This window comes from Marinobacter sp. R17, from assembly GCF_003789045.1.
GTDB lineage: Bacteria > Pseudomonadota > Gammaproteobacteria > Pseudomonadales > Oleiphilaceae > Marinobacter_A > Marinobacter_A mangrovi.
Genome location: NZ_RHGZ01000046.1, coordinates 1 through 23,102 on the forward strand (window position 1 = coordinate 1; position 23,102 = coordinate 23,102).

17 protein-coding genes are annotated in these 23,102 nt (G+C 60.6%); 6 read left to right on the forward strand and 11 right to left on the reverse strand.

Annotation, left to right across the window (positions count from 1 at the left end; all coding sequences use genetic code 11):
* Positions 1-933: 933 nt before the first annotated feature.
* The 6 genes from EB809_RS20490 to EB809_RS20515 all read right to left on the reverse strand — a co-directional run bounded on the left by EB809_RS20490 (position 934) and on the right by EB809_RS20515 (position 7,101).
* The gene (locus EB809_RS20490) at positions 934-2,682 is read right to left on the reverse strand and encodes an ABC transporter substrate-binding protein (protein WP_123636717.1); all 1,749 of its coding nucleotides are present in this window, start codon (positions 2,680-2,682) and stop codon (positions 934-936) included.
* Between the two features lie 230 nt (positions 2,683-2,912).
* On the reverse strand, positions 2,913-3,188 hold the full coding sequence (locus EB809_RS20495; RefSeq protein WP_190294991.1) for a DUF2160 domain-containing protein: 276 nt from the start codon (positions 3,186-3,188) through the stop codon (positions 2,913-2,915).
* Positions 3,189-3,199: 11 nt separating this feature from the next.
* Positions 3,200-4,006: a carbohydrate ABC transporter permease gene (locus EB809_RS20500; RefSeq protein ID WP_123636718.1), complete on the reverse strand. Its 807-nt coding sequence runs from the start codon at positions 4,004-4,006 to the stop codon at positions 3,200-3,202.
* A gap of 9 nt (positions 4,007-4,015) precedes the next feature.
* On the reverse strand, positions 4,016-4,882 hold the full coding sequence (locus tag EB809_RS20505; protein ID WP_123636719.1) for a carbohydrate ABC transporter permease: 867 nt from the start codon (positions 4,880-4,882) through the stop codon (positions 4,016-4,018).
* Positions 4,879-5,991, reverse strand: coding sequence for an ABC transporter ATP-binding protein (locus EB809_RS20510; RefSeq protein WP_123636720.1), 1,113 nt, complete (start codon positions 5,989-5,991; stop codon positions 4,879-4,881). Before EB809_RS20510 ends, EB809_RS20505 begins: the two co-directional genes overlap by 4 nt.
* Before the next feature lie 6 nt (positions 5,992-5,997).
* On the reverse strand, positions 5,998-7,101 hold the full coding sequence (locus tag EB809_RS20515; protein WP_123636721.1) for an ABC transporter ATP-binding protein: 1,104 nt from the start codon (positions 7,099-7,101) through the stop codon (positions 5,998-6,000).
* A 315-nt stretch (positions 7,102-7,416) separates the two neighbouring features.
* Between EB809_RS20515 and EB809_RS20520 the strand changes: the two genes are divergently transcribed.
* Positions 7,417-9,282 (forward strand): sigma-54-dependent Fis family transcriptional regulator, encoded by a 1,866-nt coding sequence (locus EB809_RS20520; protein WP_123636722.1) that lies wholly within the window; start codon positions 7,417-7,419, stop codon positions 9,280-9,282.
* Between the two features lie 13 nt (positions 9,283-9,295).
* On the opposite strand, the gene glpK is transcribed toward EB809_RS20520, so the two are convergent.
* On the reverse strand, positions 9,296-10,774 hold the full coding sequence (gene glpK / locus EB809_RS20525) for a glycerol kinase GlpK (RefSeq protein WP_123636723.1): 1,479 nt from the start codon (positions 10,772-10,774) through the stop codon (positions 9,296-9,298).
* Positions 10,775-11,100: 326 nt separating this feature from the next.
* Between glpK and EB809_RS20530 the strand changes: the two genes are divergently transcribed.
* Positions 11,101-11,859: a DeoR/GlpR family transcriptional regulator gene (locus tag EB809_RS20530; RefSeq protein WP_123636724.1), complete on the forward strand. Its 759-nt coding sequence runs from the start codon at positions 11,101-11,103 to the stop codon at positions 11,857-11,859.
* Positions 11,860-12,022: 163 nt separating this feature from the next.
* Positions 12,023-13,540, forward strand: coding sequence for a glycerol-3-phosphate dehydrogenase (gene glpD, locus EB809_RS20535; protein ID WP_123636725.1), 1,518 nt, complete (start codon positions 12,023-12,025; stop codon positions 13,538-13,540).
* Here glpD and EB809_RS20540 read toward each other — a convergent pair.
* Positions 13,529-14,722: a M24 family metallopeptidase gene (locus tag EB809_RS20540; RefSeq protein ID WP_123636726.1), complete on the reverse strand. Its 1,194-nt coding sequence runs from the start codon at positions 14,720-14,722 to the stop codon at positions 13,529-13,531. The two genes, glpD and EB809_RS20540, sit on opposite strands and share 12 nt — an antisense overlap.
* 230 nt (positions 14,723-14,952) lie before the next feature.
* Between EB809_RS20540 and EB809_RS20545 the strand changes: the two genes are divergently transcribed.
* Positions 14,953-16,203 carry an ABC transporter substrate-binding protein gene (locus EB809_RS20545; protein ID WP_123636727.1) on the forward strand — a complete coding sequence of 417 codons (1,251 nt, stop codon included), beginning with the start codon at positions 14,953-14,955 and terminating at the stop codon, positions 16,201-16,203.
* Between the two features lie 16 nt (positions 16,204-16,219).
* On the opposite strand, the gene EB809_RS20550 is transcribed toward EB809_RS20545, so the two are convergent.
* The 3 genes from EB809_RS20550 to edd form a co-directional block, all read right to left on the reverse strand.
* A complete protein-coding gene (locus EB809_RS20550) occupies positions 16,220-16,780 on the reverse strand; it encodes a TIGR00730 family Rossman fold protein (RefSeq protein ID WP_123636728.1) in 561 nt (186 codons plus the stop codon).
* A gap of 134 nt (positions 16,781-16,914) precedes the next feature.
* The gene (glk, locus tag EB809_RS20555; protein WP_223808065.1) at positions 16,915-17,898 is read right to left on the reverse strand and encodes a glucokinase; all 984 of its coding nucleotides are present in this window, start codon (positions 17,896-17,898) and stop codon (positions 16,915-16,917) included.
* Positions 17,895-19,715: a phosphogluconate dehydratase gene (edd, locus tag EB809_RS20560; RefSeq protein WP_123636729.1), complete on the reverse strand. Its 1,821-nt coding sequence runs from the start codon at positions 19,713-19,715 to the stop codon at positions 17,895-17,897. Before edd ends, glk begins: the two co-directional genes overlap by 4 nt.
* 287 nt (positions 19,716-20,002) lie before the next feature.
* On the opposite strand from edd, the gene gap reads away from it, so the two are divergent.
* Together gap and pyk are read left to right on the forward strand one after the other, a co-directional pair.
* Positions 20,003-21,010: a type I glyceraldehyde-3-phosphate dehydrogenase gene (gap, locus tag EB809_RS20565; protein WP_123636730.1), complete on the forward strand. Its 1,008-nt coding sequence runs from the start codon at positions 20,003-20,005 to the stop codon at positions 21,008-21,010.
* A gap of 90 nt (positions 21,011-21,100) precedes the next feature.
* The gene (pyk, locus tag EB809_RS20570; protein WP_123636731.1) at positions 21,101-22,549 is read left to right on the forward strand and encodes a pyruvate kinase; all 1,449 of its coding nucleotides are present in this window, start codon (positions 21,101-21,103) and stop codon (positions 22,547-22,549) included.
* Positions 22,550-23,102: the final 553 nt, after the last annotated feature.

Consider the following 23,102-nt stretch of genomic DNA (forward strand, 5'->3'; position numbering starts at 1 on the left):
AAACTGATCAAGGTCGGGGCCGTCATCATCCGCAATACCCGCCGGGTCCGGGTGCTGATGAGTGACAGCTATCCCTACAAAGACGAACTGGCGGATCTGGCGCGTCGCCTGGTTCCGGGGTAGATGTCCGGGCTCCCCCGGCCCGACGCAATGGGGGTAAGGGGCAGTGTGTCCGGATAACAGAAATTGACCAATTATTAGGCAATCACGCCCGCAACTGAGCGGTCATGGCGCTAATCTACCCAGCCTGCGAGACTTGCTGGGTCGCTATGAGAAATCCGGGCTAGCACAGCATATTTGTAAAGAGAATGAGTTCCGTATCTTTTTCTATTCTGCCCTGAAAAACGTGACCCTTATCACAAACGACTCCAGATTCGCCCGGTTATCGGAGCTCCTTGAAACACCCACAGCTTTCCATTGTGCGGCTATAGAAATGTTCCTGCCTGGCTGCAAAGCTCCCAGCCCTTGCAGATTTCACAAAAGTTCTCTTCTCGCGAGACCTGACTGACATCTCATCTGAGGTTCTGCTTACGCCAGACCTTCTATCTGTTTATCCAAGAAAGGATTTGAATTGTATCGGTCACCTAATCCCGGAAGACGAATTTAGTACTTTGTGTGGTCGTCCTTCGGCTACATCAAAACAGCGCTTCGAGGTCACCCCGAGATTGATTGGAAGCGAATGGATACCCTTGCCGAAGGAGGGACAGGGACGTCCCGGTTGTATTAGCCGGCCAGGGACGGCCGTCTAATACAACGAAGGCAAGGGTGTCCATTCGCTTCCCGGCACGAGCTCTGTAGCCAACAACAGAAGCCAAGCTCCGTTGATGCGGCTCCCATTGTTCACCAGCACTCCGCACGCGGCTTCATCTTTCCGTAGCCCACAAAAAAGCCGCCGGATGTACCACCCGGCGGCTTTCCCAATCAGACTGAAAATCAGCTCTTCTCAGCTTCTTCCCAGCTCTTCAGCAGTTCCTGGTAGGGAACGGTTTCGCCCTTCGGCTTCTCGTTCTCCAGCTTGGGCTTGGGAGCGCCCGGCTGGTTCAGCCAGTAGCTGGCGTCACGCGGCTCGTTCAGCTTCGGCCCGCAGGTCGCCATCACCTTGGCGCGCTCCAGGCGCATCATGATGTTGTCCTGGGCTTCCGCCAGACCATCCAGCGCCTGCTGCGGGGTCTTCTCGCCACTGGTGACCTGGGAAATATACTGCCACCAGAGCTGTGCCAGCTTCGGATAATCCGGCACGTTGGTACCGGTCGGGCTCCACTGGACGCGGGCCGGGCTGCGGTAGAACTCGACCAGGCCACCCAGCTTCGGTGCCGCTTCGGTCATGGCTTCGGAGTTGATGTCCGACTCGCGGATCGGCGTCAGGCCGACCAGGGTCTTCTTCAGGGAGACCGTCTTGGCCGTGGTGAACTGCGCATACAGCCACGCAGCCAGACGACGCTTCTCAGGCGTGGACTTCATAAAGGTCCAGGAACCCACGTCCTGATACCCCAGCTTCATGCCTTTTTCCCAGTACGGACCATGGGGAGACGGCGCCATCCGCCACTTGGGCGTGCCGTCCTCGTTGACCACGGGCAGGCCGTCCTTGGTCATGCTGGACGTGAACGCGGTGTACCAGAAAATCTGCTGGGCCACGTTACCCTGCGCCGGTACCGGACCGGCCTCGGAGAAGGTCATACCCTGAGCTTCCGGCGGCGCGTACTTCTCCAGCCACTCCTTGTACTTGCGGGTGGCATAGACCGCTGCCGGGCCGTTCACGGCGCCGCCCCGGGTCACGCTGGAACCGACCGGATGGCAATCCTCGACACGGATGCCCCACTCGTCCACCGGCAGACCATTAGGCAGGCCCTTGTCGCCCTCACCCGCCATGGAGAACCAGGCATCGGTAAAGCGCCAGCCCAGGGACGGGTCTTTCTTGCCGTAGTCCATATGGCCATAGACGCGCTTGCCATCGATGGTCTTGACCTTGTCGGAGAAGAACTCGGCGATGTCCTCGTAGGCCGACCAGTTCACCGGCACGCCCAGTTCATAGCCGTAGATGTCCTTGAACTTCTTCTTCAGATCGTCACGCTCGAACCAGTCCGCGCGGAACCAGTACAGGTTGGCGAACTGCTGATCCGGCAACTGGTAGACCTTGCCGTCCGGCGCGGTGGTGAACTCCAGGCCGATGAAGTCGTCCAGATCCAGCGTCGGCGACGTGACGTCCTTGGCATCGCCCTTGATCATGTCAGTAATCGGGACCACCTTGCCGTAGCGGAAGTGCGTCCCGATCAGGTCCGAGTCGTTGACGTAGGCATCGTAGATGTTGCGGCCCGACTGCATCTGGGTCTGCAGCTTCTCGATGACGTCCCCTTCCTGGATCAGGTTATGGGTCACCTTGATCCCGGTGATTTCGGTGAACGCCTTTGCCAGTGTATTGGACTCGTACTCATGGGTGGCGAGGGTTTCCGAAACAACGTTGATTTCCATCCCGCGGAAGGGCTTGGCTGCTTCGGTGTACCAGGCCATTTCCTTGAGCTGCTGTTCCTTGGTCAGGGTCGACGGCTGGAACTCGTTATCCACCCATTTCTTGGCTGCGTCGGAATACTGGTCGGCGCTGGCCTGAAGGCTCAAACCCAGACTGAGCAGGCCGACCGCGGCGCTCAGCATGAGGGTTTGTGGAGTGTTCTTGTTCTTCAACATAGCCAAACCTCGTCTGTTGTTAGTGTTATCGACTACAGGTCACAGGATGCCCCACTGCCTTACGGAGCGTTTTCCCGCACCCTTCTTTCCGTCCATAAAGCCCGCCGGACTTCCTCCCGGGCTATAGATCGAAAATCCTTAACGATCGTTTGCGATCATTTTTTATACATTAGTTCGTATTCGAACCCCTCACAATGTTGTAAGCCGAACACGCTACCGATGTCTGTCCATCACCCCCACCGCAACAGGACCCCGAGCCAGACCACTGAAATCGCCAGGGCAATCCAGAGGCTGGCTTCGGTCAGGCCGAGGAACAGCAGATGAATGTAGGCGCTACTGAGCAGGCCGATAAACAGCCGGTCGCCGCGGGTGGTGGCGATCGGCAGGAAGCCCTTGCGCTCCGCACAGGGCTTGGCCACTTCGAACACCGTCATCACCAGCAGGATGGCGGCGATGGTGGCGAAGAAAATCGCGGTGGGAAGGGTCCACTGCATCCAGGCAATCATGCTCAACCTCCTCAGACCCGGCCCAGGGCAAAGCCCGTGGCCACGTGGTTGCGAACGAACCAGACCACCAACAGGCCCGGAATGATGGTGAGCACACCGGCCGCCGCCAGCACGCCCCAGTCGATCCCGCTGGCCCCGACCGTTCGGGTCATGATGGCGCCAATGGGTTGGGCATCGACCGACGTCAGGGTCCGGGCCAGCAGCAGTTCCACCCAGGAGAACATGAACGCAAAGAACGCGGACACGCCGATCCCCGAGCGGATCATCGGAATGAAGATCTTGATGAAGAAGCGCGGGAAGCTGTAACCGTCGATGTACGCCATCTCGTCGTATTCCCGCGGCACCCCGGAAATGAACCCTTCCAGGATCCACACCGCCAGCGGCACGTTAAACAGGCAGTGCGCCAGGGCTACCGCGATGTGGGTGTCGAACAGGCCGATCGACGAATACAGCTGGAAGAACGGCAGCAGGAACACCGCCGGCGGCGCCATGCGGTTACTGAGCAGCCAGAAGAACAGGTGCTTGTCCCCGACGAACTTGTAGCGACTGAAGGCGTAGGCGGCCGGCAGCGACACCAGCAGCGTGATCACCACGTTGATGGACACGTAGATCATCGAGTTGATGTAGCCGTCGTACCAGCTCGGGTCCGTGAAGATCACCGCGTAGTTGTGGAACGTGAAGTTCTGCGGCCAGAGCGTCAGCGAGCTGAGAATCTCCTGGTTGGTCTTGAACGACATGTTCAGCAACCAGTAGATCGGCAGCAGCAACAACAGGATGTAGAAGGTGATGCCGAATCCACGGCGTTTGCTATGAGTCATGACGGCCTCCTACTTGTCCCGGTCCGGATAGGTGATGGCGGTGAAGAACAGCCAGGACACCAGCAGCACGATCAGGAAATAGACCAGCGAGAACGCCGCGGCCCGCCCGATGTCGAACTGCCCTACCGCCATGGTGGTGAGCGTCTGACTGAGGAACGTGGTGGAACTGCCCGGTCCACCGCCGGTGAGCACGAACGGCTCGGTGTAGATCATGAAGCTGTCCATAAAACGCAGCAGCACCGCGATGACCAGCACGCTTTTCAATCGCGGCAACTGGATGTAGCGGAAGACGGCCCAACGGGAGGCGCGGTCGATTTCCGCCGCCTGGTAGAACGCCTGGGGAATCGCGCGCAACCCGGAGTAGCACAGCAGGGCGACCAGTGGCGTCCAGTGCCAGACGTCCATCAGCAACACGGTGAACCAGGCGTCCACCGGGTCCGCGGTGTAGTTGTAGTTGATACCGATCTCATTCAGGAATCGCCCGAACAGGCCGATGTCACCCCGGCCGAAGATCTGCCAGATGGTGCCCACCACGTTCCAGGGAATCAGCAGCGGAATCGCCAGCAGGATCAGGCACAGGGATGCCCGCTTGCCGCCCGTGGGCATCAGCAACGCGATCCCGATGCCCAGCGGGATTTCGATCAGCAACACCGCCGTCGAGAACACCACCTGCCGCCCCAGCGACGCCTGCAGGCTTTCGTTACGCAATACCTCGCGGAACCAGTCGGTGCCGACAAAGTAGGCCGCGTTGGGCCCGAAAATGTCCTGCACGGAGTAGTTCACGACCGTCATCAGCGGGATCAGGGCGGAGAACGCCACCAGGATGAAGACCGGCAGCACCAGCCACCAGGCGCGGTTGTTGGGGACCTTTCTCATGACTGCGCCTCCTCGGTCTGTTCGTCCACCAGGAATTCATCGACGTACACCTTCAGCCATTGGCGCGGGAAGCCCACATGGACGGTGTCGCCGGAGATCGCCTGGTCCTCATCAATCCGGGCCTTCAGCCGTTGCTCACCCAGTTGCAGGGTGACGATCTTGTAGGTGCCCAGGTCCTCAACATCGAGGATGTTGCAAGGCCAGGTGTCGTCGGCGGGCGCGGCGGTAAGCTGCACAAACTCCGGACGAATGCCCAGCTTGATGTTGCTCGAACCGGTCGCCGCGATGCGTTGTTTGTGCCCGTCGTCGAGCGGGACGTCGATGTCGTCGAAACGAACGCCCTGCTCCGTCACCGACACATCGATCAGGTTCATCCCGGGACTGCCTATAAAGAAGCCCACAAAGGTGTGGTTGGGCCGCTCGAACAGCTCACGTGGCGTGCCGAACTGAACGATCTGGCCGTCGTACATCACCGCGATCTTGTCCGCGAAGGTGGACGCTTCCAACTGATCGTGGGTCACGTAGACCATGGTGATGTTGAACTGCTCGTGGATCTGCTTGAGCTTGCGCCTCAGCTTCCACTTGAGTTGCGGATCAATGACGGTCAGCGGCTCGTCGAACAGGATGGCGGAGACGTCGTCCCGCACCAGACCCCGCCCCATGGAGACTTTCTGCTTCTCGTCTGCCGTCAGACCCTTCGCTTTCTTGCGCAGCACCGGCTCGAGCTCCAGGATGGCGGCGATCTCTTCCACCTTGGCCTGGATCTTGGCTTTGGGAAAGCCGGCGTTCTTCAGCGGAAACGCCAGGTTGTCGAACACCGTCATGGAGTCGTAAACCACCGGGAACTGGAACACCTGGGCGATGTTGCGATCCTTGGGCGAGAGTTCGTTGACCCGCACGTTGTCGAACATCACATCCCCTTCCGACGGCGCCAGCAGGCCCGAGATGATGTTGAGCATGGTGGTCTTGCCGCAGCCGGACGGGCCCAGCAAGGCGTAGGCCCCGCCCTTGTGCCAGGTGTGGCTCATCTGGCGGATGGCGTAATCGCCGGGGCCTTCGGGATGGCGGCTGTAGCTGTGGGCAAGCGAATTCAACTGGATTTCGGCCATCGTCGCTTACTCCGTATCCGCTGGATTGTCATTCACCGAAGCCGGCGCGTGCACCAGATCCCCGGCCTCATCGAACACGAACAGCTTGCTGATGGGCAGATAGATCCGGATGGCGGTCTCGGTGTGGTATTCGTGGACGCCCATCAGTTGCAGCACCAGCTCGAAATGTTCGTTCTTCACGTGCATGAAGGTTTCCGAACCACTGATCTCCGCCAACTCCACCGTCATCGCGAGCTCCAGGTCGTCCTCATTCTGCGGAACCAGACTGATATGACTGGGCCGAATGCCGAACTGGTAATGGCCCGGCGACAGAGAAGACAGCTCCCGGGTGAGCGGATGGTGGGCGTACTCGTCGAAAGTCACGTCGTTCTCGGTGACCCGACCCGGCATGAAGTTGATGGGCGGCTCGCTGAAAAGCTCCGCCGCCGTGGTGTTCACGGGCCGGCGATAAACGTCCATCACCGGGCCACTCTGGATAATCCGGCCCTCGTGGAGCAGTGTCGTGACGCCACCCAGGGCCAGGGCTTCGTTGGGCTCGGTGGTGGCGTAAACCGCCACGCAATTGCGGGCGCGGAACAGCTCCCGCAACTCGGCGCGCAATTCCTCGCGCAGCTTGTAATCCAGGTTGACCAGCGGCTCGTCGAACAGGATCAGCGTGGCATCCTTGACCAGGGCCCGGGCCATCGCCGTGCGCTGCTGCTGGCCGCCGGACAGCTCCAGCGGGTAGCGCTTGAGCAGGTTCTCGATGCGCAGCATTTCCGCGGTCTCGCGCACCCGGCGCTCTATCTCCGAGGGCGCCATCCTGGCCAGTTTCAGGGGCGAGGCGATGTTGTCCCACACCGTCAGGTTCGGGTAGTTGATGAACTGCTGGTAGATCATGGAGATGTTGCGTTTCTGCACGCTCTGGCCGGTCACATCCACACCATCGACCAGCACGCGCCCTTCATCCGGACGATCCAGCCCGGCCATCAGGCGCATCAGGGATGTCTTGCCCGCCAGGGTTCGCCCCAGCAGCACGTTAAAGGATCCGGCTTCGAAGGTGAGATCGGCATCCGCCACATGGGGCACGCCGTCCACCACGCGGGACACATTCTCAAGAGTCAGCGACATGCGTTCGTGTCCTTGTTTTTGTTCTGACTGCGCGAACACCGCACCGGAAGTGCGACGTTCGCTTTCGAAGATAATAAGGCAACGAACATACCAATGATCCTTTTCTCTCCTCTCTATTTTCATATGTACTTGTTTTAAAGAGACTTACCAAATCACCGCGCACTTTCCCTCACGCAAACCGATGTTCGGTTTCGAATAAAACTGTTCACACTGAACATTGACAAGCGAACACTGTGAACACAATATTGAACAATCTTTGCGGTTCCCGAACGCGGATAAAGACAACAACGACACAGGGAAACCACCGTGACCAGGATGACGACAACTGACGATTTCGGTGAGCTGATCGCAGCCTCATGGGCGCGCTGCCACGACTTCGGCCTCACACACGACGCGCCACCGACGGCCCGGGAACTGGATCAGCCGGCGTGCCGCCAGCTGCATGAAGCAAATGGCATCCTGCTGGATACCACCGAATGCGAAGTGCTGCCTTACTACGACAACATCCTGGCCAACAGCCGCTCTCTGATCATGCTGTCCGACAGCCAGGGACGCTTGCTGCGCCACTGGGGGGACCGACGCTTTACCGAGACCGGCCGTCCGGACCTGTTCCGGGAAGGCTGCAGCTGGCAGGAGCGCCATAACGGCACCAACGCCATTGGAACGGCGATCGCCTGCGGCCAGGCCATCCAGGTCCAACGCAACGAACATTTCCTCACCGCGAATCGATTCATGGTGGGATGCGCCGCCCCGATCCGGGACGTCAATCGCCATCTCATCGGGGTGCTGAACGTCTCCAGTGATGCCTATCTGCCCCAGGCCCACACCCTGGGCATGGTGAAGCTGATGGCCATCTCGGTGGAAAACCGTCTGATGGCGCGAACCTATAGCCGGGACTGCTACCTGCTGACTCTCAACACCAACCCCGACAACCTGGATAGCCAGTGGTCAGGCCTGCTCGCGTTCGACGAAGGCGGCGCTATCGTCGCCGTCAACCAGCGGGCCGGCCAACTCCTGGCGACCGAGCAGCTCCACCAGCCGATCAGTGAACTGCTGAACCTCGGTCTGGATGAGCTACTTGGGCACGGTGACCAGGGGCCATTCCAGCTCCGCACCCGCAACCACCGCCGGCTCTTCGGCCTGTTGCGGGCGCCTTCGGCAGCCTCCAACGGGCAGAACCTGTCCCGCCCGACCGCGCCCCCAATCGCACCTGCAAACGGCACACTCACGTTCGCGGACATCGAATTCGGTGACGAACAGGTGCGCCGCTGCATCCGCCAGGCCACCCGGGTTGCCGATCGCGACATCCCGATCCTGATTCACGGTGAAACCGGCGTGGGTAAGGAAGTGTTTGTGAAGGCACTGCATCAGGCCAGCGACCGCCGCGATCAGCCGCTGGTGGCCGTCAACTGCGCTGCGATCCCATCAGAGTTGGTGGAGTCCGAGCTGTTCGGTTACGAACGGGGGGCGTTCACCGGCGCCAGCACGGAAGGTGCAACCGGTTTAATCCGCAAGGCTCATGGGGGCATCCTGTTTCTGGACGAAATTGGAGAGATGCCGGCCCGGGCCCAGGCCCGCTTGCTGCGGGTGCTTCAGGAAAGAGAGGTTACGCCGGTCGGATCCACCGAAGCCTATGCGGTGGATATCCGCCTGGTTTCGGCGACCAACCAGACATTGCGTGAACAGGTGGATGCGGGGACGTTCCGGCCGGACCTGTATTACCGGATCAATGGTCTGGCCATCGAACTGCCGCGCCTGCGCGACCGCAGTGACAAGCGCGCCCTGTTTCGCCAGCTTCATGCCTATTACCGGGACCCGGACCAACCGCCCGAACTGCCCGACGCCCTGCTGGATATCCTGGAGCGGCACCCCTGGCCCGGCAACATCCGTCAACTGATCAATGTCATGCAGGTGGCCCTGGCCATGGCCGACCGGGAAGTGATTGAAACCTGGCACCTGCCAGACGATTTCATCCGGGACCTGAACGCCGCTACGGCCCATCCTGTAGCGCCGACCGCCGAGATAAAGACGGCGCCGCCCGAGCAACGGATTCGCTCGACACTGGACTCGCTACTGGAGGTCTACAACCAGCACCAGGGGAACGTTTCCCGCACGGCGCGGCATTTCGGCTTCAGCCGGAATACCGTTTACAAGCGCCTGCGGGAATTGGGGGTAAGGTAATTCGCGAAGCGGGTCAATCCTGCAACCGGTTGACCGCCTCGACCCAGCCCTCGTAGAGGCGATCCCGGGTTTCCTTGGTCATTTCCGGCGTGAAGCTGCGGTCGCACTGCCACAGGCCTTCGAGGGTTTCGAGGGAATCGAAGACGCCCGCCTTGAGGCCCGCCAGGTAAGCCGCCCCCAACGCGGTGGTTTCGATCAGCTTGGGGCGGTCGACCGTCGCTCCCAGCACATCGGCCAGGAACTGCAGTACCCAGTTGTTTTCCACCATGCCGCCGTCCACCCGCAGGGCGACCGGTCGGACACCATCCTTTTCCATGGCTTTCTGCAGATCCTTGGTCTGGTAACAGACGGACTGCAGCCCGGCGGTGACGATCTCCTTGATGCCCGTATCCCGGGTCAGTCCGAAGATCGCCCCGCGTGCCTTGGGATCCCAGTATGGCGCGCCCAGACCGGTAAAGGCCGGCACGAGATAGACCCCGTGGTTGGCCGGCGTCTGCTCCGCCAGCGACTCGGTCTCCCGGGCCATGCGGATCAGCTTGACGCCATCCCGCAGCCACTGGATCGCCGCACCGGCAATAAAGATGCTGCCTTCAAGCGCATAGGTCACCTTGCCGTTCAGTCGATAGCCGACCGTGGTCAGCAAGCGCGAGGAGGAATGCAGCGGCTTGTCGCCCGTGTTCAACATCAGGAAACAGCCGGTACCGTATGTGCTCTTCGCCATCCCTTCCCGAAAACAGGTCTGCCCGAACAGCGCCGCCTGTTGATCGCCGGCCATGCCATAAACCGGCACCGGGGCGCCCAGCAGTTCGGGATCGAGGGAGCCGAACTCATCGGCAGAATCGAGCACCTCGGGCAACAGGACTTCGGGAACATTGAACAGCTTCAGCAGGTCCGCATCCCATTGCTGTTCGTGGATATTGAACAGCAGCGTACGAGAGGCGTTGGTGGCGTCGGTAAAATGGGAGCGCCCGCCGGTCAGGCGCCACAGCAGGAAAGTATCGATCGTGCCAAACGCCAGCCGGCCCTGCTCGGCTTTTTCCTGGGCACCATCGACGTTATCGAGTATCCAGCGCAACTTGGTGGCGGAGAAATACGGGTCCGCCAGCAGCCCCGTTTTCTCATGGATCATGGCCTCACTGCCGTCGTCCTTAAGCTGCCGACACAGGGTGGCCGCGCGTCGGTCCTGCCAGACAATGGCGTTATAGATGGGCTTGCCCGTCTCCCGGTCCCAGACGACCGTGGTCTCACGCTGATTGGTGATGCCGATGCCGGCAAGGTCTTCCGCCTTCAGGTCGGCCTTTTCCAGGACCTCCCGACAGGTTTCGATGACCGTGCGCCAGATATCCTCCGGATCGTGCTCGACCCAACCGCTCTCCGGGAAGTGTTGCGGGAACTCCTGCTGGCTCACCTCGACGAACTCACCCCGATCGTCGAAAATCATGGCTCGTGAGCTGGTCGTGCCCTGGTCAATTGCCATGAGATAACGCGTCATGATTGCACCCTTTACCGTTTATTCGCTTCTTGTTCGGCTTTGCCCCTGAACATTCACCGGTCAATCCGGCGGTTCTTCGATCAGGGCCTTTGCGGCATTCTTACCCTTTTCGAAAACGAATCCAAATATTTTTTCGTTTTCGGTGATTCGGCCAAGCGACAAGGCACCTTATTGGAAGAGCGGCAAGCGCCGCGATCCGGCCCATCCCGGATAACGTGTTATATTGATTTAATAAATCGTCAAACGACGTGCACTGGGTCGCAGATGCCCGGATTTTCGCAATGCGACCTGACGTCCCACAAACAACAAGAGTGCGGGTATCGAGCATGGCACAGAAACACCGGCAGGATCTGATCATGGAGCTGATCCACCAGAACGGCTTCGTGACGACCGAGCAACTTGTGGACCACTTCCAGGTGACACCGCAAACCATCCGCCGGGACCTCAACCAGCTGGCTCGCCAGAGCCGGGTGCGACGACATCATGGCGGCGCGGGTATTGATTCCAGCACCGTCAACACCGCCTACCAGACCCGCAAGATCATGGACCTGGAGGCCAAGGAGCGCATCGCCCACAGCCTGGTCAGCATGATTCCCGATGGCTCTTCCCTGTTCATCAATATCGGGACCACCACCGAAACCATTGCCCGGGCCCTGCTCAACCACAACAACCTGCGCATCGTGACCAACAATTTACACGTGGCCTCTATCCTGGCAAGCCGCGAGGATTTCCACATCATCATCGCCGGCGGCGAAGTGCGTAACCGGGACGGCGGTATCGTTGGCGAGGCGACTCGCGATTTCATCAATCAGTTCAAGATGGATTTCGGCGTGATCGGCATCAGTGGCATCCACATGGACGGCTCCCTGCTGGACTTTGACTACCGGGAAGTACGCGTGGCGCAGACGATCATCACCAACTCCCAACAGGTCCTGCTGGCCGCCGACCACACCAAGTTCGGGCGCAACGCCATGGTCCGCCTCGGCAGCATCACACAGGCCGATCATTTCTTTACCGACCAGAAACCACCGCACGACATCCAGCAACTGCTGACCGACAACGACGTCAAATTACACGTGGTCTGACGCCTCCTTCCTGCTGTTTCAGCCGGTAATCCGGCGCTCGTTCGATACGCGTCACAGTGTTCGTTTTTATTCTTTATTTTCCTTTACGAATACCGGATGTTTTCGCATAATGATTGCGTTGGCCATAAAATCGCCAAAACGAACAGGCTGGAGACGGAATAGTATGAGCGCGGCAGAAACAGACTACGACCTGGTCGTCGTCGGCGGAGGTGTCAATGGAACCGGCATCGCCATGGATGCCGCCGGGCGGGGATTGAAAACCCTGCTGTGCGAGATGAACGATCTGGCCTCGGCCACATCGTCCAGCAGCAGCAAGCTGATCCACGGCGGCCTGCGCTACCTGGAGCACTACGAGTTCAAACTGGTTCGCCAGGCCCTGGCCGAGCGCGAATCGCTTCTGCGCAATGCCCCCCACATCATGTGGCCAATGCGCTTCCGACTGCCCTACCAATCGCATCTGCGCCCGGCCTGGATGATCCGTACCGGCCTGTTCCTGTACGACCACCTGGCCAAGCGCGAATTGCTCAAAGGTTCCAACAGCATCCGTTTCAACGGCAACAGCCCTTTGGTGCCCGAGATTACCCGCGGGTTTGAGTATTCCGACGGCTGGGTGGACGACGCCCGCCTGGTGGTACTGACCGCCAAGGCCGCCGAGGAAAAAGGCGCCCGCGTGATGACCCGGACCCGCTGCGAACGGGCAGAGCGTTCAGGAGATCACTGGAGTGTGACCCTGAACGACCGACTGACCGGGAAAAGTGAGACCGTCACCTGCAAGGCCATGGTCAACGCCACCGGCCCCTGGGTCAGCGCCCTGTTCCGGGAAAGCCTGAACATTCCAGCGCCCAAGCAGATCCGCATGGTCAAGGGCAGTCACATTGTGGTGCCCAAGATCCACGACGAACCGGAAGCCTATATTCTGCAGAACGCGGATGAGCGCATCATTTTCGTCATCCCCTACGAAGACGATTTCTCTCTGGTGGGGACAACCGACGTGGATTACGAAGGCGATCCCAAGAAAGCGGTCATTTCCGATGAGGAAGTCGACTACCTGATCGGTATCGTCAACGATTATTTCCGCAACAAACTGACACCGGACGACGTCGTCTGGTCCTACTCCGGCGTGCGTCCATTGATGGACGATGAAGGCGGCGACGCTCAGAAGGCCTCACGGGACTACACTTTCGAAGTGGACGGCGGCGATGACAAAGCCCCGCTGATTTCCATTTTTGGCGGCAAGATCACGACCTATCGCAAGCTGGCCGAAGCCGCAACGGATCGCATCTGCGAATTCTTCCCGAATGCCGGCCCCAACTGGACCCGCAGCGCTCCCCTGCCCGGCGGCGACTTTACCAGTCAGGACGATCTGCTCAACGAATTCAAGATCGCCTATCCCTGGCTGCCCACGGGCCTGGCCCAGCGTTACGTGCGCACCTACGGCACGCGAACCCGGACGTTGCTGGACGGCTGTGAATCCATGGAAGACATGGGGCATCACTTCGGCGCCAACCTGTACGCCCGCGAGATCGATTACCTGACCGGGCACGAGTGGGCGGTGGACGCGGAGGATATCGTCTGGCGTCGCACCAAGCTTGGCTTGCGCCTGACGGCGGCGGAACTCAGCGGCATCCGGGACCACCTGGCCAACCGACCGGCCAGAACGTCTGCCGTATCAACCGCCTGACTCCAGGGACCAGCGGTTTCGTGTCAACGGAACCGCGCCCTGCGCCCCCACCCGAACCGTCTCACTGAAGCCCATGCCCCATAGCCCGGGAATCCGGAAACAGAGGGGCAGGTGGAACACCATATTCTCCTCGAATTCGGCCGGCTGCCCGCGAGCGATAAAACCCGAGCCTTCCACCCAGGATGGCGGAAACTGGCCACCAACCGTGTAACCGTACACCCCGGAAAAGAACGCCTCCTGCACTTCTTTCCGCCAGGCGTCCTCCGCGGCGAGTGCCGCGCTGTCAAACGTCGCGCCCGGCTTCATAGCGGTGACCAGCGCCTCGTAGACCCGTCGACACATCCCGGCCATCGCCTGCATGTGGGAATCGGGCGATTCTGCCCCGGCGACGATGGTGTGCATCATCGGTGAGGTATAGCGCTGGTAGGCGGCGCCCAGCTCGATGAAGACCGGCTCACCCGCCTGGATGGGAAAGCGCCGGTGATTGGTATGGATCACGCTGCTGCGTCGACCGGCCACGACAATCGGCTGCATGCTCATGAATTCGCTGCCATGGCGATGCATGGCTTCAGCGGCGGCGGCCGCCACTTCGCTGTCGGTGCGGCCTGCCGAAACGGTTTGCCGCGCGGCCTCAATGCCGGCTTCGGTCAAGCGTGCCGCCTGCTCCAGACAAACCAGCTCCTCACTGGATTTGATCCTGCGGATGGGGTTGAGCAGCCCGGACGCATCCACCCACGCATGATCCGGCAATCGCTTTTCCAGGCCCGCCAGCAACCCGGTCCGCAAACCACCGCCCCAACAATCGATACCGATGCGTTTGCCCTGACCGGCAAGGCAGTCCGCCAGCGGCTCGATGACCTCCTGCGGATCTTCCCAGCGATAGCCGAGAATCCGGTCCACCCGGGCGCAGGCCACCGCCGGACCGGTCTCGATCGACGGCACCTGAAGCACGGACTGCGTCGGACTGTAGGCCAGCGCGGTATGCACCGACACCTCAAAAGTGTTGTACCCGGTCAGGTAATAGATTTCAGCAGGATTTGTGACCAGCAGAGCGTCGAGCCCTTCCGCCGCAAGACGGCGATCGAGCGCCTGACAGCGACGCTGGTATTCCGCATCCGAAAACGCCGACTCCCGGCCACCCAGGACGTCCCGTAACCGTGCTTCGTAGGCCCTGAAATCCATCCGTCACCTCCGGTTCCGGGATCGCACCCCGGCTGGCTGCATGGTTGTTCTGCCCATCTTTACATCGGGTTACCCCGGGACACAATTCTTCTCTGAATGTCGTACGTTAGTCCCATTGATGCCACCACCAACCCTGTTCACACTCAAGAAGCGTTCAAAAAACACCCAATTTAAAAACAACAAGGGGCTCGCGACGCCACCAACCGGACGGGCCCGGGAGACAACGGATCATGTCAATCACGCGACTGCTGTGTGTCGGTATCGTCCTGGCGTTTGCGGCCACCACCCTGTCCGCCGAAACGCTCAAGATCGGCTTCAACTACCCGCAAAATGGCCGTTATAAAGACCAGGGACTGCAGGAACGCCTGGGCGCTTTCATGGCCGTCGAGGAAATCAACCAGAATGGCGGTGTTCTCGGTCAGCCGATTGAACTGGTCATCCGCAATAACAGCAGTGATCCCAAGCAGGGGGCAGCCAATACCGCGGAACTGATCGACCGGGAGAACGCCCGCATGGTGTTTGGCGGTGTCTCAAGTGCCGTGGCGATCGCCTCCGGCGAGGAGGCGCGGAAACGTGACCGCCTCTACTTCGGCACCCTGACATATTCCAACGCCACCACCGGCAGCGCCGGCCACAGTCACATGTTCCGCGAGCCGTTCAACGCCTGGATGGCCGCCAAGGCGATCAGCCATCATCTGCAGTCGCGCTATGCGGGACAGAAATTTTTCTACATCACCGCCGACTACACCTGGGGCTGGTCGACCGAAAGCTCCATGCGCCGCTTCACCGATACCACGGATACCGAGGCGCACCCCGGTGTCAAAACCCCCTTCCCCCGGGCCTACATCCGGGATTTCAAGGCTGCGTTGGAACAGGCCCAGGCCAGCGGTGCCGATGTGCTGGTGATGGTGCTGTTCGGGGACGATATGGTGCGGGCGCTCAACATTGCCTACGAGATGGGCATCAAGGATCAGATGCAGGTGGTGGTGCCAAACATCACCCTGGGTATGGCGCTGGACGTTGGCCCTACGATCATGGAAGGCGTTATCGGCTCAGCGCCCTGGGTCTGGGAAGTGCCCTACAAGTACGACTACCCGCGAGGCAAGCAGTTCGTTGAAGACTTTGTCGAACGCTACAACATGCGCCCCTCTTCAGCCGCCGCGTCCGCCTACAGCATTCTCTATCAATATCGGGATGCGGTGGAGCGAGCCGGCACGCTCAATACGGCTGCCGTTATCCGAGCCCTGGAGGACTATCGCTACAGCCTCCTGAAAGACGAGCAACAATGGCGCGCGTTCGATCATCAGAATGTACAGACCGTCTACGTGGTCAAGAGCAAGGCGCGGGATGAGATCCTGTCGGATCCGCTCGGATCGGACTTCTTCGACATCGTCGACAGCCTCGATGGCGACACCGCTGCCAAGACGCTGGAAGAGTGGCAGGAGGAGCGCCGCGCGGCGGATAAACCGTTGACGCTCTGATCCGGAAGTCGTTGCCTCAGCGCCACTTGGCCTGGGGCGACGAGTAGGTTTCGAAGCGGGAAAGAATCGTCGAGGGGTCATCGCTCACGATCAGCATGTCCCGGTAATGCGGCTTGAGGAATTCCCGATCCCGCATGGTGTCCATGAACGCCAGCAGCGGATCGTAGTAACCGGCCACGTTGTAGAACGCGCACGGCTTTTCGTGATATCCCAGTTGGGCCCAGGTCCAGGCTTCGAAGATTTCTTCCAGCGTGCCGGGCCCGCCGGGCATGGCGATAAACGCCTTTGCCAGTGAGTTCATGCGCCCCTTGCGCTCGTGCATGTCTTCCACGACGAAGAGTTCGGTTACGCCCTCGTGGGCCACCTCACGCTCCTTCAGCATCCGCGGGATGACACCGATGACCTCGCCGCCATGCTCCAGCACCGTGTCCGCCACCACACCCATGAGACCCACCTTGCCACCACCGTAGACCAGCGTATGCCCGCCTTCGGCGAGGGCGCGGCCCATGGCGCGGGCGCTCTGTTCATAGACTGGATCGTTACCGTGGCTGGAGCCACAAAAGACGGCCACCCGCATAGAGACACCCTTTCTGGAAGCGATAAAGCGACAGGAACAGACTGCCGACAAGTCCGGCAGGCAAAACGAGGAACAATGAAAGCAGATTGAGCCGGTCGAGACAACATGGTCCTGACCGGCTCAGGAGATACGGCTCAGACTTCGGGGTTACGCAGGGCTTCGGCGGCCCCCAGCAGCCCGGTGTAGGGCTCCATCACCACATGGACCGGCGTCGATTCCATCAACGGCCGCATGCGACCCTTGTCCTCGAACGCTGCCTGGAAAGGGCTTTCCAGGAAAAAGTCGAGGAAGCGCGGCAGGATGCCGCCGCACAGGTAGACGCCACCCAGGCTGCCCACCGTGAGCGCGGCATTGCCCGCGGTCCGGCCGAGGATCTCGCAGAAATGGCGGAGCGCGTGACGAGCCAGCGGGTCACCGTCGTTCACAGCGGCGTTGGAGATTTTCTCCGGCGCATCCATCGGCGCTGCAACGCCCTGGATTTCAGCGTGGGCCTGGTAGAGATTCAGCAGCCCCTGGCCGCAGAGGATCCGCTCCACAGAAACCCGTCCAAAGCGTTCCTTGAGAATCCGCAGGATGGCAATCTCGGTCTCGTCGGTGGGCGCGAAATCCACGTGACCGCCTTCGGTCATCAACGGAATCCAGCCATCGCGCAGCGGAACCAGCCCCGACACGCCGAGTCCGGTCCCCGGCCCGATGACCAGCCGCGCCCGCCGGGCATTGCCAGGCCCGCCACAGACGTGGACCAGCTGATCCTCTGGCACGTGGGGGACGCCCAGCGCCATGGCGGTGAAATCGTTGATCACCTTGAATGAGCGCAGACCGAACTGCTCGCGAATGTCCCGCAGGCCGAACCGCCAGTGGTTGTTGGTCATCCGCACCTGGGCGTCAGGATCATCGGCCGACGGCACCGGACCGGCAACCGCCAGACAGACGTCCTTGATGCGATCGATACCAACCTTTTCCATGTACGCCCGGATGGCCCCGTCCAGGTTGTCGTAGTCGCCGCAGCGCAGGATCTCAATGGCGTGCGGACGGACATCCCCTTCCTGGGCCAGCGCAAAACGGGCGTTGGTCCCGCCAATGTCGCCGACCAGCTCTACCATGGATTGATCGGTCATGCGTCGTGACTCCAGAAGAAGCTGGCACCCTCCTCCGGCGTACCGGCAGAACGACGCATCCAGCCAAACAGCTCGCGGCCGTAGCCTTGATGCACGGCGCGGAGATCAATGCGGTCCGACTCCCGGGCCGCGAATTCGTCATCGGAGACGTCGATATCCAGCCGCCCCTTGGTGGCGTCAACGCAGATGATGTCGCCGTCGCGCACCTTGGACAGCGGACCTCCGTCAAGCGCCTCCGGATACACGTGAATGGCGGCCGGCACCTTACCAGACGCACCGGACATACGGCCGTCAGTGACCAGCGCCACGTGATAGCCGCGATCCTGCAGGACACCCAGATACGGCGTCAGCTTGTGCAGCTCCGGCATTCCGTTCGCTTTTGGACCCTGGAAGCGAACGACGACGACGCAGTCCTTGTCCAGATCCCCGGCGTCGAACGCCTTGGCCAGCTCGTTCTGGTCATTGAGGACCACGGCCGGTGCGCGCACGATGTGGTGATCCGGCTTAACCGCAGACACCTTGATCACGCCGCGGCCGAGGTTGCCGTCGAGAACCCGCAGCCCCCCTTCCGGCGCAAACGGCTCGTCCGCGGAGCTGAGCACTTCCTTGTCGCCGCTTTCGGTGTTCGACGGCGACCACACCAGCTTGCCGTTATCCAGCGACGGCATCTGGGTGTAGCGCTCCAGACCATGGCCCACCACGGTTTCCACGTCGTTGTGCAGGTAGCCATGCTCCAGCAGTTCGCGAATCAGGAACGGCGTGCCGCCCGCGTCGTGGAACGCGTTGATATCGGCCTGACCGTTGGGGTAGATGCGGGTCATGGACGGTACGACCGACGACAGCTCGGCGTAGTCGTCCCAGTTGATGGTGATCCCCGCCGCCCGGGCAATCGCGATCCAGTGGATGGTGTGGTTGGTGGAACCGCCGGTAACCAGCAGCGCCACCAGGGCGTTGACAATGCTCTTCTCCGACACCATGTCCGCCAGGCCCAGCTTGCCGCCGTTTGGCTTGGACAGTTTCACCACCTGTTCCGTCGCGGCGGTGGTCAGGGCATCGCGCAAATCGGTATCGGGATGAATGAAGGCCGAGCCCGGCATGTGCAGCCCCATGACTTCCACCAGCAGCTGGTTGCTGTTGGCGGTGCCATAGAAGGTGCAGGTCCCGGCACTGTGATAGGACGCGCTTTCGGCTTCCAGCAATTCGTCCTTGCCCACTTTCCCTTCGGCGTACAGCTGACGGATGCGCTGCTTCTCTTTATTGGGCAGGCCGGACGGCATGGGGCCAGCCGGCACCAGCACGGTCGGCAAGTAGCCATAGCTCAGGGAGCCGATCAGCAGGCCCGGCACGATCTTGTCGCAGATACCCAGCAGGAGGGTGGCATCAAACATGTTGTGACTCAGCGCCACCGCGGTGCTCATGGCGATCACATCGCGGGAGAACAGACTCAGCTCCATGCCCGGCTGCCCCTGGGTGACACCGTCGCACATGGCCGGCGTACCGCCGGCGAACTGGGCGACTGAACCCATGCCGTGCGCCGCCTCGCGAATCACATCCGGGAAACGGTGGTAAGGCTGATGCGCCGACAGCATGTCGTTGTAGGCGGACACGATGGCGACGTTCGCCTTGTTCATCAGTTTGAGGGTGTCCTTGTCGGGCTGGCAACAGGCGGCAAAACCGTGCGCCAGGTTGCCGCAGGAGAGCACACCTCGCTGCGGTGACTGCTCGCCGAGTTCCGCCATTCTCCGCAGGTAATCCTCGCGCCCTGCCCGGCTACGCTCGATTATCCGCTGGGTCACTTTCTCCACAATCGGATGCATGTCTCTCTCCTGATTCTTGTCGCGACAACAGTTGCGGCGACCGGCCGTGATCACGGGAACACCACTCGGCCACAACTGTCCAATCATTGATCAAATTATCACATGACACGGCACTTATGGCCGTAATCCTACGTAATTATTTTGTCTTTTTCACGAATTAATCTACATACCCGGAATTAATTTTGTTATGTTTACTACATCGAATTGGTAATCCGACCTGAAAGACCTCTCCACAGGTCCATCAGGCCGCCGACCCGCACAACAATCACAGTCAGCGGAGGCCCGACATGACTACTCGCATCGCTATCAACGGTTTCGGACGCATCGGTCGCAACGTTCTGCGCGCCCTTTATGAAAATGACTACCGCAAGGACATGCAGGTTGTCGCCATCAACGATCTTGGCGACGCCGAAACCAATGCCCACCTGCTCAAGTATGACAGTGTACACGGCCGTTTCGGTGGCGAAGTCAGTCATGATTCCGAATCCCTGACGGTGAACGGCGACCGCATCGGCATCAGCGCCGAACGCGATCCGGCCGACCTGCCCTGGAAAGCCTTTGATGTGGACGTGGTGCTGGAGTGCACCGGTATTTTCACGTCTCGCAAAGCCGCCGCCGCTCACCTGGATGCCGGCGCCCAATGCGTCATCATTTCTGCACCGTCCGGCGACGCCGACGCCACCATTGTCTACGGCGTCAATGACGATACCCTGACCGCCGAGCACCAGATCATCTCCAACGCGTCTTGCACCACCAACTGTCTGGCGCCGGTCGTGAAGGCGATTCACGATGGCGTGGGCATCGAAAGCGGCCTGATGACCACCATCCATTCCTACACCAACGACCAGAAGCTGAGCGATGTCTACCACAAGGACATCTATCGTGCCCGGTCGGCTACCCAGTCCATGATTCCGACCAAGACCGGCGCCGCTGCCGCGATCGGCAAGGTACTCCCGGAACTGGACGGCAAACTGGATGGCCTCGCCGTGCGCGTACCGACCATCAATGTATCGCTGGTGGATCTGAGCTTTATCGCCGGACGCGACACGTCCGTGGAAGAGATCAACGAGTTTGTCCGCAAGGCTGCCGAACAGAACCCGATCCTCGGCTATAGTGAAGAGAAACTGGTCAGCGTCGATTACAACCATTCTTCACTTTCCAGCATTTTCGACGCCAATCATACCCGTGCCAATGGCCGTCACGTAAAAGTCATGGCCTGGTACGACAATGAATGGGGCTTCTCCAACCGGATGCTGGACAATACGCGTGCCCTGATGGCTGCGCACAAGAAGTAAGCGCCGCCGACCAGAACCACTGTTTCACTCACCCTGGGAGATCGCTTTTACCGAGCGATCTCCCGGTTAGCATCAGAGGACACGCTTTCAATGCTCAGGCGCACCAAGATTGTCGCCACGCTCGGCCCCGCCACGGACTCGCCGGAATCACTGGCCGGTATCATCGCAGCCGGAGTCGACGTCACCCGTCTCAACTTCTCCCACGGCAGCGCCAATGACCACATTGAGCGCGCCCGCCTGGTCCGTGAAACGGCCAAGGCGCAGGGTCGCTTCGTCGCACTGCTCGCAGATTTGCAGGGCCCCAAGCTCCGTATCGCACGTTTTGCGGAGAACAAGATCACCCTGCAGGCGGGCCAGACGTTCACTCTGGATGCCAGCATGGACAAGGAAGCCGGTGACAACGAACGCGTTGGCATCGACTACGAACAGCTCATCGACGACGTCAAGCCGGGCGATATCCTGGTTCTGGATGACGGCCGTATCGAGATGGAAGTGGAAGCTGTCGACAGCCACAGCATCACTTCCCGTGTCCTGATCGGTGGCCCCCTGTCCAACAACAAGGGCCTGAACAAGCGCGGTGGCGGCCTATCAGCCGACGCGCTGACCGAGAAGGATAAGCAGGACATCAAGACGGCCGCGGAACTGAACGCCGACTACGTCGCCGTCTCGTTTGTGCGTACGGCGGACGACATGCACACGGCCCGCGCCCTGTTGCGCGAAGCCGGCTCCGAAGCCGCGCTTGTGGCCAAAATCGAACGCGCCGAACTGGCCCACAATCCGGACCAACTGGACGCCGTGATCGAAGCCTCCGACGCGGTGATGGTCGCCCGGGGCGATCTGGCCGTTGAAATCGGCGATGCGGAACTCGTGGGTGTCCAAAAGCACATCATCAACCGGGCCCGCAGCCTGGACCGCGTGGTGATCACCGCCACGCAGATGATGGAGTCGATGATCGACAACCCGATGCCAACCCGGGCGGAAGTCTCGGATGTGGCTAACGCCGTGATGGACTACACCGACGCCGTCATGCTGTCCGCCGAAACGGCTGTGGGCGACTACCCGAAAGAAGCGGTGGAAGCCATGGTGCGCATCTGTCTGGGCGCGGAAAAGCAGCCCTCGATGCACGTCTCCAAACACCGTATCCACGAAAGCATGGAGCGAGTTGACGAGGCGATCGCCCTGTCGGCGATGTACGCCGCCAACCACCTCGAGGGTGTGGCCGCGATCATCTGCCTGACGGAAACCGGCGCGACCCCACTGTTGATGTCCCGTATAAAATCCAGCCTGCCGATCTTCGCCTTCTCCCGTCATCACAGCACCCAGCATCGTGTGGTGCTCTATCGTGGCGTACAGACCGTCCCGTTCGATTCTCAGATTATTCCGAACGAGGAAACCAACGCTCGTGCCGTGGAAGAGTTGATCCAGCGCGGCGTGGTGCAGAAAGGCGATCTGGTCGTGGTCACCAAGGGCGATTACGTCAACGCCCAGGGCGGCACCAACACGATGAAAATCCTGCGCGTGGGAGACACGATCCAGTAACCCCCACCCCACTCTTTCCGACGAACTGCGTGGTGCTCCAACCGACGTAGACTTGGCAGGAGAGCTTACTCCCGTTAGCTCTCCTGCCCTTTTTCTTTCCCTCCGAATCCAATCTCAGTCCAACCCTTGCCTGATGGCTTCAGGATGAGGGGCACCTGGCGGCGCCTCAGAAGCTAAAGCATCTACTAAACGTTTGAGTCTGCTGACAAATGTAGCCGACGCTTCAGCTTCGGAGCAGACCGAAGGGCTGCCAATGCAACCCACCACGAGCAAGGGGTCGGGCGGCCCACGCCGCCTCAGAAGCTAAAGCATCTGCTACACGCTCGGGGCAGCCTGCAACCGTGTAGCCGGGCTTCAGCTTCGGAGCCGCCTGAAAGGCTGCCCCTAAGTTACACGCTACACGTAGGTTGGAATGAGGCCCGATTGCCCACATCGGGATAGGGGGGAGCCTTCTGGCTCCGCCCCTCCCACACCACCCGGCAAGCGGGTCCGCACCGGGCGGTTCGAGAAGTTGAGGTTTACGAGAGACGCGGCACGCCTAACCGGTCGAAGT

Bases quoted from the DNA above. Each gene is read 5' to 3' on its own strand.
- gap (WP_123636730.1), top strand. From the start codon at position 20,003: ATGACTACTCGCATCGCTATCAACGGTTTCGGACGCATCGGTCGCAAC.
- glk (WP_223808065.1), bottom strand. From the start codon at position 17,898: ATGACCGATCAATCCATGGTAGAGCTGGTCGGCGACATTGGCGGGACC.
- EB809_RS20530 (WP_123636724.1), top strand. From the start codon at position 11,101: ATGGCACAGAAACACCGGCAGGATCTGATCATGGAGCTGATCCACCAG.
- EB809_RS20515 (WP_123636721.1), bottom strand. From the start codon at position 7,101: ATGTCGCTGACTCTTGAGAATGTGTCCCGCGTGGTGGACGGCGTGCCC.
- glpD (WP_123636725.1), top strand. From the start codon at position 12,023: ATGAGCGCGGCAGAAACAGACTACGACCTGGTCGTCGTCGGCGGAGGT.
- EB809_RS20495 (WP_190294991.1), bottom strand. From the start codon at position 3,188: ATGATTGCCTGGATGCAGTGGACCCTTCCCACCGCGATTTTCTTCGCC.
- pyk (WP_123636731.1), top strand. From the start codon at position 21,101: ATGCTCAGGCGCACCAAGATTGTCGCCACGCTCGGCCCCGCCACGGAC.
- EB809_RS20505 (WP_123636719.1), bottom strand. From the start codon at position 4,882: ATGAGAAAGGTCCCCAACAACCGCGCCTGGTGGCTGGTGCTGCCGGTC.
- EB809_RS20510 (WP_123636720.1), bottom strand. From the start codon at position 5,991: ATGGCCGAAATCCAGTTGAATTCGCTTGCCCACAGCTACAGCCGCCAT.
- EB809_RS20540 (WP_123636726.1), bottom strand. From the start codon at position 14,722: ATGGATTTCAGGGCCTACGAAGCACGGTTACGGGACGTCCTGGGTGGC.
- EB809_RS20520 (WP_123636722.1), top strand. From the start codon at position 7,417: ATGACGACAACTGACGATTTCGGTGAGCTGATCGCAGCCTCATGGGCG.
- EB809_RS20550 (WP_123636728.1), bottom strand. From the start codon at position 16,780: ATGCGGGTGGCCGTCTTTTGTGGCTCCAGCCACGGTAACGATCCAGTC.
- EB809_RS20500 (WP_123636718.1), bottom strand. From the start codon at position 4,006: ATGACTCATAGCAAACGCCGTGGATTCGGCATCACCTTCTACATCCTG.
- EB809_RS20545 (WP_123636727.1), top strand. From the start codon at position 14,953: ATGTCAATCACGCGACTGCTGTGTGTCGGTATCGTCCTGGCGTTTGCG.
- edd (WP_123636729.1), bottom strand. From the start codon at position 19,715: ATGCATCCGATTGTGGAGAAAGTGACCCAGCGGATAATCGAGCGTAGC.
- glpK (WP_123636723.1), bottom strand. From the start codon at position 10,774: ATGACGCGTTATCTCATGGCAATTGACCAGGGCACGACCAGCTCACGA.
- EB809_RS20490 (WP_123636717.1), bottom strand. From the start codon at position 2,682: ATGTTGAAGAACAAGAACACTCCACAAACCCTCATGCTGAGCGCCGCG.